Origin of the sequence: Bordetella trematum (genome assembly GCF_900078335.1) — a bacterium.
GTDB classification, from domain to species: domain Bacteria; phylum Pseudomonadota; class Gammaproteobacteria; order Burkholderiales; family Burkholderiaceae_B; genus Bordetella; species Bordetella trematum.
The window spans coordinates 144,861-164,266 of the sequence record NZ_FKBR01000009.1; the positions used below are offsets into that span (position 1 = coordinate 144,861).

Annotated in this window: 13 protein-coding genes; 8 read left to right on the top strand and 5 right to left on the bottom strand. The window is 65.2% G+C overall.

From position 1 onward, the window contains the following. Positions 1-2: 2 nt before the first annotated feature. Together A7V84_RS03390 and glnE are read right to left on the bottom strand one after the other, a co-directional pair. Positions 3-677: an epoxyqueuosine reductase QueH gene (locus tag A7V84_RS03390; protein WP_025512625.1), complete on the bottom strand. Its 675-nt coding sequence runs from the start codon at positions 675-677 to the stop codon at positions 3-5. A gap of 38 nt (positions 678-715) precedes the next feature. Beyond that, the gene (gene glnE, locus A7V84_RS03395; RefSeq protein ID WP_025512624.1) at positions 716-3,490 is read right to left on the bottom strand and encodes a bifunctional [glutamate--ammonia ligase]-adenylyl-L-tyrosine phosphorylase/[glutamate--ammonia-ligase] adenylyltransferase; all 2,775 of its coding nucleotides are present in this window, start codon (positions 3,488-3,490) and stop codon (positions 716-718) included. Positions 3,491-3,565: 75 nt separating this feature from the next. On the opposite strand from glnE, the gene A7V84_RS03400 reads away from it, so the two are divergent. After that, the gene (locus A7V84_RS03400) at positions 3,566-7,228 is read left to right on the top strand and encodes a YhdP family protein (protein WP_063492485.1); all 3,663 of its coding nucleotides are present in this window, start codon (positions 3,566-3,568) and stop codon (positions 7,226-7,228) included. A gap of 43 nt (positions 7,229-7,271) precedes the next feature. On the opposite strand, the gene A7V84_RS03405 is transcribed toward A7V84_RS03400, so the two are convergent. Then, complete coding sequence (locus tag A7V84_RS03405; RefSeq protein WP_025512622.1) at positions 7,272-8,147, bottom strand: LysR substrate-binding domain-containing protein; 876 nt, start codon at positions 8,145-8,147, stop codon at positions 7,272-7,274. 167 nt (positions 8,148-8,314) lie between these two features. Here A7V84_RS03405 and A7V84_RS03410 point away from each other — a divergent pair, with 167 nt between their 5' ends. Beyond that, entirely contained in the window at positions 8,315-9,865 is a 1,551-nt protein-coding gene (locus A7V84_RS03410; protein WP_063492484.1) for an MFS transporter, read from the top strand. A 126-nt stretch (positions 9,866-9,991) separates the two neighbouring features. Here the strand turns inward: A7V84_RS03410 and rho are convergent, their stop codons facing one another. Both rho and trxA read right to left on the bottom strand, forming a co-directional pair. Continuing rightward, the gene (gene rho / locus A7V84_RS03415; RefSeq protein ID WP_025512620.1) at positions 9,992-11,248 is read right to left on the bottom strand and encodes a transcription termination factor Rho; all 1,257 of its coding nucleotides are present in this window, start codon (positions 11,246-11,248) and stop codon (positions 9,992-9,994) included. 115 nt (positions 11,249-11,363) lie between these two features. Further along, a complete protein-coding gene (trxA, locus tag A7V84_RS03420; RefSeq protein WP_025512619.1) occupies positions 11,364-11,690 on the bottom strand; it encodes a thioredoxin TrxA in 327 nt (108 codons plus the stop codon). 219 nt (positions 11,691-11,909) lie between these two features. Between trxA and parE the strand changes: the two genes are divergently transcribed. The 6 genes from parE to ectA all read left to right on the top strand — a co-directional run bounded on the left by parE (position 11,910) and on the right by ectA (position 19,373). Continuing rightward, complete coding sequence (gene parE / locus A7V84_RS03425) at positions 11,910-13,922, top strand: DNA topoisomerase IV subunit B (protein ID WP_101604975.1); 2,013 nt, start codon at positions 11,910-11,912, stop codon at positions 13,920-13,922. Further along, entirely contained in the window at positions 13,922-14,515 is a 594-nt protein-coding gene (locus A7V84_RS03430) for a YcxB family protein (RefSeq protein WP_025512617.1), read from the top strand. Before parE ends, A7V84_RS03430 begins: the two co-directional genes overlap by 1 nt. A gap of 14 nt (positions 14,516-14,529) precedes the next feature. Beyond that, a complete protein-coding gene (gene parC, locus A7V84_RS03435; protein WP_063492483.1) occupies positions 14,530-16,848 on the top strand; it encodes a DNA topoisomerase IV subunit A in 2,319 nt (772 codons plus the stop codon). Positions 16,849-16,916: 68 nt separating this feature from the next. Further along, positions 16,917-18,122 carry a DUF418 domain-containing protein gene (locus tag A7V84_RS03440; protein WP_033534466.1) on the top strand — a complete coding sequence of 402 codons (1,206 nt, stop codon included), beginning with the start codon at positions 16,917-16,919 and terminating at the stop codon, positions 18,120-18,122. A gap of 139 nt (positions 18,123-18,261) precedes the next feature. After that, complete coding sequence (locus A7V84_RS03445) at positions 18,262-18,804, top strand: MarR family winged helix-turn-helix transcriptional regulator (protein WP_025512614.1); 543 nt, start codon at positions 18,262-18,264, stop codon at positions 18,802-18,804. Next, on the top strand, positions 18,801-19,373 hold the full coding sequence (gene ectA, locus A7V84_RS03450) for a diaminobutyrate acetyltransferase (protein WP_038854361.1): 573 nt from the start codon (positions 18,801-18,803) through the stop codon (positions 19,371-19,373). Before A7V84_RS03445 ends, ectA begins: the two co-directional genes overlap by 4 nt. The last annotated feature ends 33 nt before the right edge of the window (positions 19,374-19,406 follow it).

The window sequence follows — 19,406 nt, forward strand, 5'->3', positions numbered from 1 at the left end:
GGTTACAGCGACTCTTCGTTGATGAGGTCTTCCTTGCCGTAGAACTTCACGCCGATATGGATGCGCTCGCGCCCCTGCGAGCGGCGGTGGCGGTTGGTGTCGCGCAGCGAGTATACGCAGCCGCAGTACTCCTGCTGATAGAAGTTCTCGCGCTTGCTGATCTCGATCATGCGCTGCGAACCGCCGCCCTTGCGCCAGTTGTAGGTCCAGTAGACCAGATCGTCATAGCGGGCCGCTGCGCGTTCGCCGCAACCGTTGATCTGGTTCATGTCTTTCCAGCGCGAGATCCCCAGCGAGCTGGTGATCGTGTCGTAGCCATGCTCGTGGGCATAGAGGGCGGTGCGCTCGAAACGCATGTCGAAGCACACGGTGCAGCGTTCGCCGCGCTCGGGTGCATCTTCCAGGCCTTTGACACGGTCGAACCAGTTGTCCATGTCGTAGTCGGCGTCGATGAACTCGATGCCGTGGGCTTCGGCAAAGCGGATGTTTTCCTGCTTGCGGATCTCGTATTCCTTAACCGGATGGATGTTCGGGTTGTAGAAATAGATCGCGTAGTCGATGCCCGAAGCCGTCATGGCTTCCATGACTTCCCCAGAACAGGGCGCGCAGCAGGAGTGCAGCAGCACCTTGCGGCGGCCGGTGGGCAGTTGCAGTTGGGGACGTACGAGTTCGGACATGGCTCCAGGGAGGTAGAAATGGGCGGAAAAGCCCTATTTTACGCTGCAATGCCGGCAGGCGGGACATCATCGCCGAAGACCGCCTGCCACAGGGCCAGCACGGTGGCACGTTCGTCCTGCAGGTCTTCGGGCGGTACGCGCGCGCGGTCCATGCCCTTCAGGCGCATCTGGTGTTGAATGCGTCGCAGGGTGCGATAGGCGTCGCCGGCGGCCAGCGCGTGCCCGGCCGGGATCAGGCCGGCCTCGCCAGCCAGCCGCAGCAAAGCGATGTTGCCCAGGTTGTGGACCAGCACGCGATGCTGGCCGGCATGGCACAGCACCAGGTACTGGGTGACGAACTCCACATCCACCATGCCGCCACGGTCATGCTTGAGGTCGAACAGCTCGCTGCGATTGGGGTGGCCGGCGCTGATCTTCTCGCGCATGGCCAGCACTTCTTTGCGCAGGGCTGCCGGGTCGCGCGGCATCACCAGGATGTCGGCGCGGATGCGCTCGAAGGCCGCGCCCACGTCCGTGTCGCCTGCGGCGTAGCGCGCCCGCGTCAGGGCCTGGTGTTCCCAGGGCCAGGCATGATGGCGCTGATACTGTTCGAAGGCCTCCAGCGAAACGGCCAGCAGACCCGCGTCGCCGTCGGGGCGCAGGCGCAGATCCACTTCATAGAGCCGGCCTGAGGAAGTCATGGTGGACAGCCAGGATGTCATGCGCCGCGTGAGCTTGGCATAGACCTCGGCGGCATCCTCGCGTTCGTCGTCGAACATCAGCACCAGGTCAAGGTCGGAGGCATAGCCGAGTTCTTTGCCGCCCAGCTTGCCGTAGGCGATGATGGCCAGCTTCGGTTCGGCCTGCGGCAGGCGGTTGACCAGTGGCCAGACCTGTCGGATGGTTTCTGCCAGCAGCAGATCGGCCAGCGCCGACAGCTGATCGGCCAGGGCTTCGACGGTCAGGCGGCCTTCGAGGTCCTGGGCCAGCAATTGAAAGCTTGCCTGACGCTGGACGTCGCGCATCAGGTTCATGCGTCGTTCGATGTCGGGCGTGCCGTCGGGCAGGCGGCATGCCTGCAGGTCCGCGCTCAACTGACGCGCGACCTGGGCGAAATCGAGCGGTTCGAATAGCGTGCGCCAATCGATCAGGCTGTCGAGCAGCAGCGGATGCTGGGTCAGGCACTGGGCCGCCCAGGGGCTGGCTGCCACCATGCGGGCCACGCGCGCCAGGGTGTCGGGATACTCGGCCAGCAAGGCCAAGTAGGCGCTGCGCTGGGCGATGGCTTCAATCAGGTCGAACAGGCGCGTGGCCGCTTCCAGCGGTGAACCCGTCTGGGCGGCTGCGTCGATGGCTGCAGGCAGCAAGGCGTCCACCCGCCGGCGGCTGCTGTCGGGCAGGCTGCGTATGCGATGGCTGGTCAACAGCGAATCGGCCCGTTGGCGCAAGGCCTCGGCCTGGTCGCCGAAACCCTGTGCGATGCGGCGTTCGAGCTGTTCGTCGGCATCGGCCAGCGGGCCTGCGCGCGGCGGTTCTTCCTCGCCCATGCCGGCCAGCCGGAAGGCGTTGCGGAAGGTCTGTGACACGAACTCGCGGTGGCCGGCCAGTTCGTCTTCGAAGGCCTGGGGGGCATAACCCAGTGCCTGTGCCAGGGCCTCGCGCTGAGGGCCGGGCTCGGGCAGCAGATGGGTCTGTTCGTCCTCGCGGTATTGCAGGGCGTGCTCCGTGCGGCGCAGGAAGCGGTAGGCGGCTTCGAGCCGCTGGGCATCTTCCTCGGGCACCAGACCGGCCAGGCGCTCGGCCCGAAGCGCGGGCAGCAGGCCCCGTTGCTGGAGGGCCGGCATGCGCCCGCCGCGTACCAGTTGCGACAACTGCACCACGAATTCGATTTCGCGGATGCCGCCTTCGCCCAGCTTGATGTTGTTGGCGCAGTCCATGCCCTGGCGCGCCAGCGCGCGGCGCTGCCAGTCCAGGCGGATGCGTTCGCGCAGTGCGCGCAGGGCGGCCAGGGTGTCGAAGTCGAAATACTTGCGGTATACGAAAGGCGTACGCAGGCTTTCCAGCTGTTGCGCCTGATTGCGGCGATGACTGCCGGGGAAGGCCTGACCCGGCAGCAGGCGTGCCTTGAGCCAGGCATAGCGCTCCCACTCGCGGCCCTGGCCGATCAGGTAGTGCTCAAACGCGTCGAGACTCCAGGCGAGCGGTCCGGCGTCGCCATCGGGGCGCAGGCGCAGGTCGGTGCGAAAGACCCGGCCATCGGCGTCCTGCTCGGACAGCACCGGCATCATGCGGCGGGTCAGGCGGCCATAGAACTCGTGGTTGCTGATGCGGCGCGGCCCATCGGTTTCACCCTCGTCGCCGTAGAGCATGACCAGGTCGATGTCGGAGGACACGTTGAGTTCCTGCCCGCCCAGTTTGCCCATGCCCACGATCAGCATTTCCTGTGGCTGCCCGTCGGCATCGCGAGGCAGCCCGTGCGCCTGCATCATGTCGGCCGCCACGCTTTCATAGGTGACGGCCACGGCCAGATCGGCCAGCTCGCTCATGGCGTGGACCACCTCTTCGAGCGGCGCCTGTCCGCCCAGGTCGCGCACGATCAGCAGCAGGAACACCCGCTCGCGCAATTGGCGCAAGGCGCGTCGCGCCACCTCCACGCTCAGCGGACGGGGCGAGGCGGCCAATTGATCGAACCAGCCCTGGATCTGGGTGGCATCGATGGCCCTTGCGGCATGTTGCTGCAACCAGTCTGCCAGCTCGGGCCGGGCCTGCAGGCGGCGACGCAGATGGCCGGACCAGGCCAGCGCCGATTCAAGGGGAAGGGGAGAGATCGACATGGGGCAGCAGACGGCGGAGCGGGATTTCGAGTATAAGGGGACGATACTCGAGATGTCCCGATCACCGATAGCCCTGTGTCATTGCCCACCAAACTTCTTCGTTGGCTGTTCTGGGGCCTGCTGGCCCTGTATGGGGCAACAGCGATCGGCTTTCTCGCCTTGCGCTACTGGGTGCTGCCGCAAGCCGACCAGTGGCGCCCGCGCGTCGAGGCCTATGCCAGTCAGGCGCTGGGCAAGCCGGTCACCATCGCACGCCTGCAGGCCGACTGGAGCGGTCTGCATCCCCGGTTGCGTTTATGGGGGCTACGGGTGGACGATGCGGCATCGGCCACGCCCATTCTGGAGATTCCTTCCGTCAGCGCCGTGATCGCATGGCGCAGCCTGTTCACTCTCTCGCCACGCCTGCTCTCCTTGCGAGCCGATGGCGCCGACATTCGTGTGCGTCGGGACGCACAGGGGGCAATCTGGGTCGCGGGCCAGCGTGTCGACAGCAATGCTGCGGCGGACGACAGCCGGGACGGCGCGCTACTGGCCTGGCTGGGCCGCCAGCGGGAACTGGCTTTCAGCAACATAACGGTGCGCTGGCAGGATGAATTGCGCCAGGCGCCCGAGTTGGCTTTCACGCAATTGCAATTGCGTCTGCGCAATGGCTTGCGCTCGCACCGCCTGGCGTTGCAGGCTAAGCCGCCGACGGCCCTGGCCGCAGGCATGACGCTGCGCGCAGACCTGCGGCGCGGCCTGTTCTCCACCGATGCCGACGAGCGTGCCAACTGGAGCGGCGAGCTGTTCGTGCAGGTGGACAATGCCGAGCCCTCGGCCTGGCAACCCTGGCTGGACGTCCCGCCTGTGGCAGGCCGTCTGGCGCTGCGGGGATGGCTGCAGGTACAGCAGGGCGAGTTGGGCGAGGTTGATTTGCAGGCGCAGACGCGCGATCTGGCGTGGCAGGCTCCGGGCGAGGAGGGCTGGTCGGCTTTGGTCCGACAGGCAAGCTGGCAGCTTGCCGGCCTGCCGGGGGATTTCCTGCCGCAGGTGCGGGGGCTGGCGAGCCGGCACGAGGGTGAGGCCGGGCTCAGGGTGGCGGCACAGTTGAAACAGGCCGAACTCCGTCTGCCCGGGATTTTCGAGACCCCTGAGATGCGCGCCGATGAGCTTGAATTCGAGGCGCGTCTGCTGCAGCCCGAGGCAGGTCAGCCGCTGCAGGTGGCGCTGACCCAATTGCAGTTGAGCAATGATGATTTGCAGGCCCGTCTTCACGGTCGGTGGCGTGCCGTAGGACAGTCGTCGGCCGGTACGGCCGATTTGAGCGGCGAGCTGGTGCGCGCGCGCGCCAATGCCATCCATCGCTATCTGCCGCTGGAGGTCAATGCCGACGCCCGCCAGTGGTTGGCGAGCGGTCTGCCCAAGGGCGATATCGCCCATGCCGCGGTGACCCTTCAGGGCGATCTCTACGACTTCCCGTTCAGTGGGCCGCAAGCCAGCGGCGCGTTTCGTATTGCCGGCGCCTTCAGCGACCTGACCGTGGACTATGCGCCCCCGGAGAAGGGCCGCAAAGGCTGGCCCAAGCTGCAGGACATGCGTGGGCAGTTCGCGGTCGACAAGGTCAGCCTGACGATCGACGGCGCGCCGGGCGGCACGATAGAGACGGCCCCCGGCCAGCATGTGGCGCTTGGCGAGGTCAAAGCGCAGATTCCCGACATGGAGGAGGGGGCGGAGCTTTTCGTCGACGCCCAGACCTCGGGGCCGGCCCCTGCCTATCTGGCGCTGGTGACGAATTCGCCTCTGGGCGAGCTGCTCGACGACGTGCTGAACGAGGCCAGCGGCACGGGCAACTGGAGTTTGCCGCTCAAGTTGCAGGTGCCGCTGCTCAACGTCGATGACACACGCGTACAAGGCAAGGTGGTGTTCGACGGCAATCGTTTCCGCTTGATGCCGGAGATCCCGGTCATGGAGCAGCTGCGCGGAGAACTGATGTTTTCCGAGCTGGGGGTGCGCACGAGCGATCTGACGATGCAGTTTCTGGGCGGGCCGGCGCGAGTGAATGGGCGGCTGGAAAAGGGCAGTCCGCCCCTGAACGTGGAGGGCACGCTGGCCGGCGAGGCGCTGACTCAGATTGCCAACGTGCGCGCCATGACGCGCTTTTCCGGCAGGACGGCCTATCGCGGACAGCTCAGCTACGCGCCGGGCGGCACGCTTGAAATACATGGCCAGAGCAATCTGAAGGGGCTGGCCATCGACATGCCGGCGCCGGTGGGCAAGCGTGCCGATGAACTGTTGCCCCTGACGGTGCACTGGGGGCCGGCCACCGACCGAGGCAGCAAGGCCCGGCGCTGGCTGAGTGCCGGCCTGGGAGAGAACACCAATGTGCTGCTGGAGCGCGATCCGGATGATGCGTCGCCGAGCTATTTCGCACGCGGCGCGCTGGGCGTTAACCGGGCTGCGGCTTTGCCGCAGCAGGGCCTGAGCCTGGCGATGACCCTGCCCGAACTGGATGGCGAGGGCTGGGATACCGTGATTGAAGAGTTCGATGTTCCCGCCTCGCCGGGCGTATCGTCGCGCGGAGGACAGCCCACCTTGCCACCCCTGGAACGGGTGGCGCTCAAGACGGCACGCCTACGTCTGCCGGCGCTGGATCTCACGGATCTGGCGCTGTCGGCGCAACGGCCGGCGCCGGCTCAATGGCGTGTCGAACTCGACGCCCGCCAGGCGGCCGGCACCCTGGAGTGGGCCGAAGCCTCAGGGGCGATCGCCGGGCATGTCGTGGCGCGCCTGAAGCACCTTGCGCTCGGCGGCGAGCGTGATGCGGGCGCAGCGGGGCAGGCCGGCCAGGGCAATGAGCTGTCCGACATTCCGGGCATCGATCTGCGTGTGCAGCAGTTTTCGCTAGGCGGCAAGGCCCTGGGAGCCTTGCATCTGGTAGGCATCAATCAGGAGAGGGGCCGTTCATGGCGGCTGGAGACGCTCACCCTTGAGAATGAGGATGCCTCGCTGCAGGCGGTCGGCCAATGGCGCTTGCACGGCGCCGAGCGCGGTCTCTCGGTGCAGGCCAAGGCGCAGTTCCAGAATCTGGGCAAGTTTCTCGACCGCGTCGGGGCGGGCCAGGTGGTGGCCGGCGGCTCGGGCAAGATCGACGCCGACCTGACCTGGCGCGATCTGCCCTGGAGCCGGAATCTGCTCGACATTACTGGCAAGGCCGACGTCAGCCTGGACAAGGGGCGCTTTCTGAACGTGAACTCACGCACTGCGCGGGTGCTGGAGGTCCTGTCCTTCCAGTCCTTGCAGCGCCTGGCGCGTCTGGACCTGAATCCTGCCAATCTGCTCAAAGAGGGCTTCCCCTTCGAGCAGGTGCGCGGTGAGATGGCCCTCGACCGGGGCGAGATCAAGACGCCGGGCTACAAGATCAGTGGGCCGGTGGCTGACATCACGCTCAGCGGAAGCACCAACATCATCAGCGAACGCTGGGACCTGAAGGCCGTGGTGGTGCCCAATCTGGACGCCAGCGGGGCCGCCGTGGCGACCGCTGCCCTGGTCAATCCCCTGATCGGCCTGGGCGCTTTCGTGACCCAATGGCTGCTCAAGCACCCGCTTGAACGCGCCATGACCCTGGAGTACCAGGTGCAGGGTTCCTGGGATGACCCCAAGGTGCAGGCCATGGGCGAGAGCGAGGTCCAGGCCCGCCGTGACAGCGGGCCCCGGACAGTTCAGCAGAAGAATCCTTTCGAGTTCGAGGGCGGGCGCTGAGGCGGCCGGGCGGTCGCGCCCATGGCGCTGGCCTGCAGGCGTATCAGGCCGTCGCGCCGCGCCGGGAAGCGCGGTGTTCCCGATAGGCCGCCGCCAGCGTCCGCAGCGCATCGCGGGAGCGTGGATCCGTGAGCGTGGAATGCAGCATGATTCGTGACGCAGGCAGCCCGGGCAGACCCAGGCGCTCGCCCACCTCGATGGTGTCGGCGGGGGCCAGCCGGCACGAGAATGCGGCCACCGCCAGCCCTGCGGAAACGGCAGCCATGACTGCGGCATGGCCACCGCCCACAAACACTTCGTTCCATTCGATGCCGGCGCCTGCCAGCGCACGCGTGGCCACATCCCGCACCCCGCAACAGGGGGCCAGGGCAGCCAGGCGCAGCGGCTTGCCGGGCTGCTGATGAAAGCCGGGGGCGGCGAACCAGCCGAAATGCTCCGGTCCCAGGTCTTCGCCGTCCCGGCGGTCGTCCTCCTGACGCACGATCACAGCATCCAGGTCACCCGCGTCGAAGGCATCGAGCAGGCTGCGGGAGTTCTCCAGGCGGACTTCGATGGTCAGGGCGGGGTCGCGTTCGTTCAGGCGCGCCAGCAAGGTCGGCACTTCGGGCCCGGCGACGTGTTCGGCCACGCCGAGCCGGAAGCGCCGGCACTCGCAGGACAGTGCCGCCACGGCACGATCGTGCGCCGCGATGAATTCGCGCGCGGGATTGAGAAACGTCGCCCCCTGCGCTGACAGGCGGACCAGGCGGGGCGTGCGCTCGATCAGCTTGCAGCCCAGGCGTGCTTCCAGGCGCTTGAGCTTTACGCTGATGGCCCCCTGCGTGGTGCCCAGCGCTTCTGCCGCCTTGGTGAAACTCTGGAACTCGGCAATGGCGACGAATGATTGAACGGATTCGAGATCCAGCACCGGTCGGCCCATGATTTATCCATATTTGTTGTCTTTGATATATTCAATCATACCGTTTACGGATGATGGGCGGATCCCTAAGATGCCTCAGGTTGCCGCGCGCGGTCTGTGATGGCGCACGGCGCGACTTCGGCACGGCTGTGGTCCGGCCGTGCATTCCCGTCTTTTGGAAGAGTTTCATGATTCCCTCTCGTTCGCGCCAGGGCTGGTTTGCCCTGTCCGCCGTTTGCCTGTCCGCCCTGATGCTGGGCCTTGAGATTTCCAGCGTGCCGCCCATTCTGCCGACAATCGAACAGGTCATGGGAGCCAGCTTCCGCCAGCTTCAGTGGGTCATGGTGGCCTACACCATTGCCATGACGACCATTCTGATGGGCGTTGGCACCTTGGCCGATCGTTATGGCCGCAAGCGGGTCTTCACCGTCGGTATCGTGGCCTTCGGCGTGACGTCGCTGGTATGCGGCCTGACGCAAAGCGCCGCCGTGCTGATCGCGGCAAGGTTTTTTCAAGGCCTGAGCGCGGCCATGATGCTGATCTGCCAGATTGCCATTCTGTCCACCCAGTTCCGGCAAGGACGCGCGCGTGGGCAGGCCTTTGCCTGGTGGGGCATCGTTTTCGGCGCCGGCCTGGGTTTTGGACCCATCGTGGGCGGGGCGATTCTGGCGCTGGCCAGCTGGGAGTGGGTATTCCTGATCCATGTGGTGCTGGCGATGGTCACACTCGTGCTCAGCCATGCCGGTGTCCTGGAGTCGCGCGATCCGCAGGCCACCCGGCTGGACGTCGCCGGCATGGTGACGCTGTCGGTGGCGGTTTTCTGCCTGGTGCTGTTCGTCACGCAAGGGCCTGTGCTGGGCTTCGGCAGCCCTGCGGCCCTGGGCATCATCGGCCTGTCGCTGCTGAGTTTTGCGGGCTTCATCGTGGCCGAGCGTGTCAGCCCCAGGCCGATGATCGAGTTTTCGGTATTCCGTGTGAGGCGTTTTTCGGGCGCGCTGCTCGGATCGATGGGGCAGAACTTCAGCTTCTGGCCGTTCATTATCTATCTGCCGATCTACTTTCATAGCGCCCTGGGGTATGACAGCGTGCAAACCGGCTTGGCGCTGCTGGCCTACACCTTGCCCACGCTGTTCGTGCCGCCGCTGGCCGAGCGCCTGGCCTTGCGGTGGCAGCCAGGCATCGTGATCCCCCTGGGCATGGCCACCATTGGCCTGGGTTTCGTACTGATGAGGATAGGCAGCGTTTCCGCACAGCCGGGCTGGCTGATCCTGCCCGGTTGTGTGCTGGCCGGCATCGGGCTCGGCCTGGCCAACACAACCACCACCAATACCATCACCGCGTCCGTTGCGGTGGAGCGTGCAGGCATGGCCTCAGGCGCAGATACCAGCGCCCGGATGATTTCGCTGGCGTTCAACATCGCCGTGATGGGCTTCGTGCTGGTTCAGGGCATCATGGCCTATCTGCGCGACACTCTGGGACTGACAGATTCAGCCGAGCTTCGGCTTCTTGCCGAAAGAATTGCGGCAGGCGACGTGACGCTCGCGCAGCACGGCGGTCTGCTGGCGAACATCGCTGCCCTTCAGGATGAGATCCATGCCGCACTCGTGACGGGATTCGGCTGGGTCATGGTGTACGGGGCCAGCAGCGCTCTCGTGCTGGCAGCCATCAGCTTTCTGGTTTTCTCCCCGGCCCGGCCGGGGCAGTGCGGCGGGGATGCCTTGCATCGCCCTTCGGCATGAGCCACGAGATCGTCGTCTGGCAGCCAAGGGCGGCTTTTCAGGCTTGGCCCGCGCCGCCTTTGTGTCGGGGCCGCATGCTAAAAGCCCGTCTCTGGGACGGGCTTTTAGCATGGCAGGACTGCCGCCTTATTTCTTCATCATGTCGAAGAATTCGGCGTTGGTCTTGGTGGCGCGCATCTTGTCGAGGATGAACTCCATCGACTGGACTTCGTCCATATCGTGGATGAACTTGCGCAGCACCCACACCTTCTGCAGCAGTTCGGGCTTGATCAGCAGCTCTTCGCGGCGGGTGCCCGACTTGTTCAGGTTGATGGCCGGGTAGACGCGCTTCTCGGCCAGGCGGCGCTCCAGGTGGACTTCGGAGTTGCCGGTGCCCTTGAACTCTTCATAGATGACTTCATCCATGCGGCTGCCGGTTTCGATCAGTGCCGTGCCCAGGATGGTCAGCGAACCGCCTTCTTCGAGGTTGCGCGCGGCGCCGAAGAATCGCTTCGGGCGTTGCAGGGCGTTGGCGTCCACGCCACCGGTCAGCACCTTGCCGGAAGCGGGCACCACGGTGTTGTAGGCGCGCGCCAGACGGGTGATCGAGTCCAGCAGGATGATCACGTCCTTCTTCATTTCGACCAGACGCTTGGCCTTCTCGATCACCATCTCGGCGACCTGCACGTGGCGGGTGGCCGGCTCGTCGAAGGTCGAGGCCACCACTTCGCCGCGCACGGTGCGCTGCATTTCGGTGACTTCCTCGGGGCGCTCGTCAACCAGCAGGACGATCATGACGGCGTCCGGATAGTTGGTCGTGATGGCATGCGCGATGTGCTGCATCATCACCGTCTTGCCCGACTTGGGCGGTGCGACGATCAGGCCGCGCTGGCCCTTGCCGATGGGCGCAAACACGTCGAGGATGCGGCCGGTCAGGTTTTCTTCGCTCTTGATGTCGCGTTCCAGACGCATGACCCGGTTCGGGTGCAGCGGCGTCAGGTTCTCGAACATGATGCGATGCTTGATGGTCTCGGGCGTCACGCCGTTGACCTTGTCTACCTTGACCAGCGCGAAGTAGCGCTCGCCATCCTTGGGCGTGCGGACTTCACCTTCGATGGAGTCGCCGGTGTGCAGGTTGAAACGTCGGATCTGCGACGGCGAGATATAGATGTCGTCGGTGCTGGCCAGATACGAGGTCTCGGGCGAGCGCAGGAAACCGAAGCCGTCGGGCAGGACCTCCAGGACGCCGTCGCCGAAGATCTGCTCGCCTTGTTTGGCGCGCCGCTTCATGATGGCGAACATCAACTCCTGCTTGCGCAGACGGTTGGCGTTCTCGATTTCCAGGCCAGCGGCCATTTCCAGCAACTGCGAGACGTGCAGCGCCTTCAGTTCATTGAGGTGCATCGCTGTGAATTAGGGGGAGAGAGATGAGATGGGGTCTGGCGGCGAGCCTCGGACGGGCTCGCGCGGTACTCGCTAAGCGCTGCCGCGGGCAGCGCTGGGGTCCGCAGCGCGTAGTTTACAACGCGCTGTCCAGAAATGCGGTGAGCTGGGACTTCGACAGCGCGCCGGTCTTGGTCGCGACGGCCTGACCATCCTTGAACAGCATGAGCGTGGGAATCCCGCGGATGCCGTATTTGGCTGCGCTGGCCTGGTTCTCGTCGATGTTGAGTTTGGCGATCGTCAGGCGGCCGGCGTACTCGGCGGCCGCTTCTTCCAGGATGGGGGCGATCATCTTGCAGGGACCGCACCAGGCCGCCCAGTAGTCGACCAGCACGGGTTGGCTGGACTTCAGCACGTCGCTGTCGAAGCTGGCGTCGCTGATGTTCTTGATTTGCTCGCTCATGATGGGGATTTCCGACGAGGTCTAGGGCCGCGCAGGCCATAGCCTTTGTTACTTGTTCGATGGAAGGATTAAAGCATACCACTGTCAATAACAACAGGGTTTGCCGGTTTTGTGTGGCATGATGCGGCGCAACCGGCCTCGGTAGCATACCGATCTGATGATCCTACCGAATTCCGGCCTGCTCAGGGTGTGCGCAACCCACTAAAACCCGCGCCACATATGGGCTTATCCGTAAAATGTAGGTTTTTTTCCACAGATGTTGGGGATAACTTGGCCACACCACGTTACACCGAAGCGTCGATCCGCGTTCTGAAGGGATTGGAGCCCGTGCGGCAGCGCCCGGGCATGTATACCCGTACCGAAAATCCGTTGCACATCGTGCAGGAAGTGATCGACAACGCCGCCGATGAAGCCCTGGCCGGGCATGGCCGGCAGATCCAGGTCACGCTGCATGCCGATGGCAGCATTGCCGTCGAGGACGACGGCCGGGGCATTCCGGTCGGCTTGCATCCCGAAGAGCATGCGCCGGTCGTTGAGCTGGTATTCACCCGGCTGCATGCCGGCGGCAAGTTCGACAAGCAGGGCGGCGGCGCCTACGCCTTTTCGGGCGGGCTGCACGGCGTTGGCGTGTCGGTCACCAATGCCTTGTCCAAGCGCATGGAAGTGGTGGTCTGGCGCGACGGCGGCGTGCATCGTCTGGTGTTTGCCGGCGGCGAGGTCGAGGAAGCGCTCGCACCTTTTGCGGCCGGCGGGCGCAAGAAATCCGGCACCCGCGTGCGGGTCTGGCCGGATCCCAAGTATTTCGACAGCGCCAATATTCCGCAGGGCGAGCTCAATCACTTGCTGCGCAGCAAGGCCGTGCTGCTGCCGGGCGTGAAAGTCACGCTGATCAACGAAAAATCCGGCGAAACCAAGACCTGGCAGTACCAGGACGGCCTGCGCGGTTATCTGGCCGAGGCGCTGGCGGGCGCCGAACTGATGGTGCCGTTCTTCGAGGGCCAGCAGTATGCCGGCGCCGATCACGAGCACTTCGCCGAGGGCGAGGGCGCGCAATGGGTCGTGGCCTGGACCGAGGATGGCGCCGTGGTGCGCGAGTCCTTCGTCAACCTGATCCCCACGTCGGCCGGCGGTACCCACGAGTCCGGGTTGCGCGAAGGCCTGTTCGGTGCGGTGAAAAGTTTCGCCGAGCTGCACAGCCTGTTGCCCAAGGGCGTCAAGCTGCTGCCCGAGGATGTGTTCGCGCGCGCCAGCTTCGTGCTCTCGGCCAAGGTCCTGGATCCGCAGTTCCAGGGCCAGATCAAAGAGCGCCTGAACAGCCGTGACGCCGTGCGATTGGTAGGCGGCTTCGCCAAGAGCGCGCTGGATCTCTGGCTGCACAGCAATGTCGAGTTCGGCAAGAAACTGGCCGAACTGGCCATCCGCCAGGCCCAGGCGCGCGCGCGCTCGGCAGCCAAGGTCGAAAAGCGCAAGAGTTCGGGCGTCGCCGTGCTGCCAGGCAAGCTGACCGATTGCGAGGCCAGCGACGCCAGCCGCACCGAGATCTTTCTGGTCGAGGGCGACTCGGCAGGCGGGTCTGCCAAGATGGGGCGCGACAAGGAATTCCAGGCCATCCTGCCCTTGCGCGGCAAGGTACTGAATTCCTGGGAGGTCGATCGCGACCGGCTGTTCGCCAATAACGAGATCCATGACATCGCGGTGGCGGTGGGTGTGGATCCGCACGGCCCGGCCGATACGCCTGACCTGTCGGGCCTGCGTTATGGACGCATCTGCATTCTGTCGGATGCTGACGTTGACGGTTCGCACATCCAGGTGCTGCTGCTCACGCTGTTCTTCAAGCATTTCCCCAAGCTGGTCGAAGCCGGTCATGTGTATGTGGCGCGTCCGCCCCTGTTCCGTCTGGACGTGCCGGCGCAGGGCAAACGCCCGGCGCGCAAGATCTACTGCCTGGACAGCGGCGAACTCGAAGCAGCCCAGGACAAACTGCGCAAGGAGGGCGTGCGCGAGGGCGCCTGGAGCGTCAGCCGATTCAAGGGCCTGGGCGAAATGAATCCCGAGCAGCTCTGGGAAACCACCATGAATCCGGATACGCGACGCCTGCTGCCGGTGGCCTATGGCGAACTGACGCCGGAAGACACCAAGCGCATGTTCGACATGCTGATGGGCAAGGGCGAGTCCGCCCAGCGGCGCGCCTGGATCGAAGAGAAAGGCAACCTGGCGGAACTGGACATCTGATGAGCGATACCGACAAATCGACGCCGTCCATCACGGTCGACCTGACCGTGGCGGATTACGAAGCCTTCGTCACGCAGGCGCACAAGCGTCCGGAGCTCAAGCGACGCCGGCTGCGCAGCCATCTGCGTTTCGGGACCATCATGGTGCTGGGCCTGCTGCTGCTGGTGGTGGCGCGTACCCGTGACGCGGATGGGGCCATGGACTGGGGCGCGGCATTGCCGGCCTTCTTCGAGGCCGCCGTAGTGGCGGCGGTGGTGCTGCTGCTTCTGGGCCTGACCTTCGAGCGTCTGGTGCCGGCGCTCACGCGCGCCAATGTGCGCCGCGCGCTGGGCCGCGATCCGAAGAACCCCTTCCTGGGGCGGCATCAGCTGGACTTCGCTCCGGAGGGTGTGCTGGACACCGGCGAGCAGGGCAGCGGCACGCTGCCCTGGAACCTGGTTCAGCAGGTCCAGGAAACCAGCGACTATCTCTTTCTTTTTATCGCTCCGTTGCAGGGGGTCATTGTCCCCAAGCGCGGTCAGCCCGCGGCCGATATCGACGCCGTGCGCGCCGTGCTGCGCGACCGTGTCGCCAACACTGAACTGAGCCAATAAACCGATCACTCCCCATGACTGACAGCAATCAAGCAGGGCTGTTCGACGCCCCGGGCGCGGGCGGAGACGACGCGGCCATCACGCTGGGCCGCTATGCCGAGCAAGCCTATCTCGACTACGCCGTGTCGGTGGTGCGCGGCCGCGCGCTTCCCGATGTCGGCGACGGCCAGAAACCCGTGCAGCGGCGCATTCTCTATGCCATGCAGGCCATGGGCCTGGCCAGCGGCGCCAAGCCGGTCAAGTCGGCTCGTGTGGTCGGCGACGTGCTCGGCAAGTATCACCCGCATGGCGACCAGGCCGCCTATGACGCCATGGTGCGCATGGCGCAGGATTTCTCCCTGCGTTATCCCCTGATCGACGGGCACGGCAACTTCGGCTCGCGCGATGGTGACAATGCGGCGGCCATGCGCTACACCGAGGCGCGCCTGACGCCGTTTGCGCGGCTGCTGCTCGACGAGCTGGACGAGGGTACGGTCGATTTCGTGCCCAACTACGACGGCAGCCAGCAAGAGCCGCAGATGCTGCCCGCGCGTCTGCCGGTGATGTTGCTCAACGGCGCCTCCGGCATTGCCGTGGGCATGGCCACCGAAATCCCGGCACACAACCTGCGCGAAGTGGCGCAGGCCTGCGTGGCCCTCATCCGCAATCCCAAGATCGAAGACCAGGCCTTGCTTGAGATGGTGCCGGGCCCCGACTTTGCCGGCGGCGGCCAGATCATCACGCCGGCGGCCGACATCGCCCACATCTATACCACCGGACGCGGTTCGCTCAAGGCACGCGCACGCTGGACTTTCGAGGAAATGGCGCGCGGCCAGTGGCAGCTGGTGGTCCATGAGCTGCCGCCCGGCACGTCGGGCCAGAAGGTGCTCGAAGAAATCGAGGAGCTCACCAACCCCAAGGTCCGCGCTGGCAAGAAATCGCTTTCGCCGGAGCAGCAGCAAAGCAAGGCCATGATGCTGGCGCTGCTGGACGCGGTGCGCGACGAGTCGGGCAAGGACGCGGCCGTACGGCTGGTGTTCGAGCCCAAGACGTCGCGGGTGGACCGTGACGAGTTCGTCAACACCTTGCTGGCCCAGACCAGCATGGAAAGCAATGTGCCGATCAATCTGGTGTGCATCGGCACCGACAGCCGTCCGCGCCAGAAAGGGCTGCGCGAGATCCTTGAGGAATGGGTCGCCTTTCGTACCAACACGGTGGTGCGTCGTACGCGCCATCGCCTGGACAAGGTGCTCGATCGCATCCATGTGCTCGAAGGGCGCATGGTGGTGTATCTCAATGTGGACGAGGTCATTCAGACGATCCGCGACTCGGATGAGCCACGCCAGGCCCTGATGTCCCGCTTCAAGCTTACCGAGCGCCAGGCCGAGGACATTCTTGAGATGCGCCTGCGCCAGCTGGCCCGCCTGGAAGGATTCAAGATCGAACAGGAGCTCGCCGACAAGCGCCAGGAGCAGGTACGCCTGCAAGACCTGCTGGACAACCCCAGTTCGCTCAAGCGCCTGCTCATCAAGGAAATCGAGGCCGATGCCAAGCAGTTCGGCGACGACCGCAGGACCCTGATCGAAAGCGCCGAACGGGCCGTGCTGGAGACCAAGGTGCTGGACGAGCCGGTGACGGTCATCGTTTCGCAGAACGGTTGGCTGCGGGCCCGCCAGGGGCACGGACATGATGCCGGGCAGTTCAGTTTCAAGCAGGGCGATGCGCTGTATGGGGCCTTTGAGTGCCGAACCACCGATACGCTGGTGGTCATCGGGGATAATGGCCGGGTCTATTCGGTTGCCGTCTCTGGGCTGCCGTCGGCGCGCGGTGACGGCCAGCCCGTGACCACCATGATCGATCTGGAAGCCGGCTCTCGCATCGTGCATGCCATCGCGGCGGCTGCCGACAGTCGCTGGTTGCTGGCCACGCGCTCCGGCTATGGCTTTGCCACGCGCTTCTCCGACATGTGCACGCGCCAGCGCGCGGGCAAACAATTCATCACGGTCGAGAAGGGCGATGCGATTCTGCCGCCGGTGGCTTTGTTTGCGGGGGCCGTGCAATTGGCTCTGGTCTCGGCCAAGGGGCGCATGCTGGTGTTCGGGCTGGAAGAGGTCAAGACGCTGTCGGGCGGCGGTCGCGGCACCATTCTGATGGGGCTGGACGACAGGGACACGCTGGCTCAGGTCGTGCCAGCCGGGCCTGCCGGGGTGCGCGCAAGCGGCATTTACCGCAACAAGCCGACCGAGGATATCCTGGTGGGCGAGGCGCTGGCGGTGTATGTCGGCAAGCGCGCGCGCAAGGGTCGCCAGCTTGACGTGCGGCCCAAGCAGCCGGTGCTGTCTTCGGTGCGCTGACAGGCGCGCCAGCGGACTCTTACCAAGGCGGCCGGCAGGCCGCCTTTTTTCAAACGCCCCTGAAGCTCATGATGTCTACTTCGGCCCCTGATCGGCTCACCCATCTCGATGCCTTGCGCGGCTTTGCCTTGATGGGTATCGCCCTGGTCAATTACCAGGTTTTCGCCTCGGCCTACTATGGCAGCGGTTTTCCCCAGCCAGGCTTTGACACCGTCTGGGATCGGGCGACGCTCCTGGCATTGGCGGTTTTCTTCGAGGCCAAGTTCTATCTGTTGTTTTCTTTCCTGTTCGGTTACAGCTTCTATCTGCAGATGCAGGCCGCCGAGCGGGCGGGGGCTGCCTTCGGCGCACGTATGGGGCGTCGTCTGGCGGGACTGGCGGCGCTGGGGTTGGCCCACGGGCTGCTCTTTTTCCAGGGCGATATCCTGCTGGCCTACGCCCTGTTCGGCCTGGTGCTGCTGGCATGCCGGCACTGGCCGCCGCGTCGTGCGCTGCGGGTAGCCCTGGCGCTGATCGTGCTGGGCATGCTGCCCTGGTTGCTGCTGGGTTTACTGAGTAACCCGGAAGAAGCCGATCCGCTGAGCTGGCAGGAGGCGTATGCCCATATCCAGGCGCAGATCGCCGCCTACCGCGGGCCGGTGAGCGAGGTCATCGCGCAGCACTGGCACGACCTGAGTCGCGAAGTCTGGCTGGCCGAACTGTTCGGCCAGGGGCCCGGCGCCATGGCCATGTTTCTGGTGGGCCTGGCGCTGGCCAAGCGCCAGGCCCTGCATGCGCCCTGGACGCATCGGGCCGCCCTGCGCGCGTTGGCCTGGCTGGCCCTGCCGCTGGGTCTGGCGGGCGCCGTGTTCTATGGCGTGGTGTCTGCGCCGGGGGCCACCTGGCAGATGACGCTGCTGGCACTGGCCATCGGCATGCTTACGGCGCCCTTGCTGAGCCTGGCCTATGTCTGCCTGTTCATGCTGGCCTGGGGCCGTCCGCGGGGCGCGCGCGTGCTCGGGTGGCTCGCGCCTGCCGGGCGCATGGCCTTGTCGAACTATCTGCTGCAGTCTGTGGCCGGCGCCTGGCTGTTCACCGGCTGGGGCTTGGGGCTGATCGATCGGGTAGGGCCGCCGGCGGCGTTGGGGCTGGCGCTGCTGGTGTTTGTTGCCGAGCTGGCCGTGTCGGCCTGGTGGATGCGGCGGCACGCCTATGGGCCGGTAGAGTGGGGGCTGCGCTGCCTGACTCAAGGCCGTCGCGTGCCCTGGCGCCGTCAGGGCGCGGCAGCATCCTGAGAAAAAATCGTTGCTCTAAGGGTTATCCCTAGATAAACGTTCTTTTTATTACATCGTGCACGAAAAATTGGTTTGACTTGAATTAGATCGACTCATATCATTCGTGTAGAAATTAATTTTCTGAGCATCCTTGTTCACCATGACTAACGTCTCCATGACGGACACTTCACAGCAATACGATCTGCGCATCCTGCGCGCCCTGCGTCGCATTACGCGTTCGATTGCACTGCACTCGCGCCAGTTGGCGGCTGTCAGCCATATCACTGCGCCGCAGTTGATGTGTCTGCGCACGGTCATTGCCAATGGGCCCATGACCGCCACGGCGATCAGTCGCGAGATGCATGTCAGCCCCAGCACGGTGGTTGGCATCCTGGACCGTCTGGAAGACAAAGGTCTGATCCGCCGCGAACGCGGCACCGAGGACCGCCGCATCGTATTCGTCACCGCCACCGAGGCGGGGCGCGAAGTGGCTACGCAGGCGCCGTCGCCGTTGCAAAAGCATCTGGCGGATGCGCTCAACGCCCTGCCCGAACTGGAGCAGGCCACCATCACGCTTGCCCTTGAGCGCATCGTGGACCTCATGGAAGAGGAACCCGATGCCGAGGCGGCCGGCGATGTGGCTTCGCCCATCCTGGAGGTTCCGACGGGTGGGGCGCCACCTGAATCGGGATTGGTTGTATGAGAGACAGCGATATTCAATATTCCACGACGACTTCCCCCTCTCCGGCTGCCCTCGGGGCAGCCCCTCAAGAACCGCGCCATCATTTGAGGCCTCCCCGCCTCGCCGATGGCGCCGCCATACACCAGTTGGTGGCAGAGTGCCCGCCGCTGGATCTGAACTCGATGTACGCCTATCTGCTCCTGTGCGAGCACCACGGCGCCACTTGCGTGGTGGCCGAGAGCCCGGGCGGCAGCATCGATGGGTTTATCTCCGCTTATCAACCCCCGACCCGGCCCGATGTGTTGTTCGTCTGGCAGGTCGCGGTCCATGAAAGAGCGCGCGGCCAGCGTCTGGCCCGCGCCATGCTCACCGAATTGCTGCGGCGGGATTCGCTCAGCCAGGTTCGCCATCTCGAAACCACGGTTGGTCCTGACAATCAGGCCTCGCGCCGCACCTTCGCAGGCCTGGCGGCCGCAATGGGGGCGCATATCGCCGAACAGCCCTATTTCGATCGGGGCGTATTCGGCGGCGCCGACCATGATGACGAGATGTTGTTGAAAATCGGTCCGTTTGCGCCGTCGTCGCATTAGCGACTTCAGTCTGGCGGCCACTCAGGCCGATAA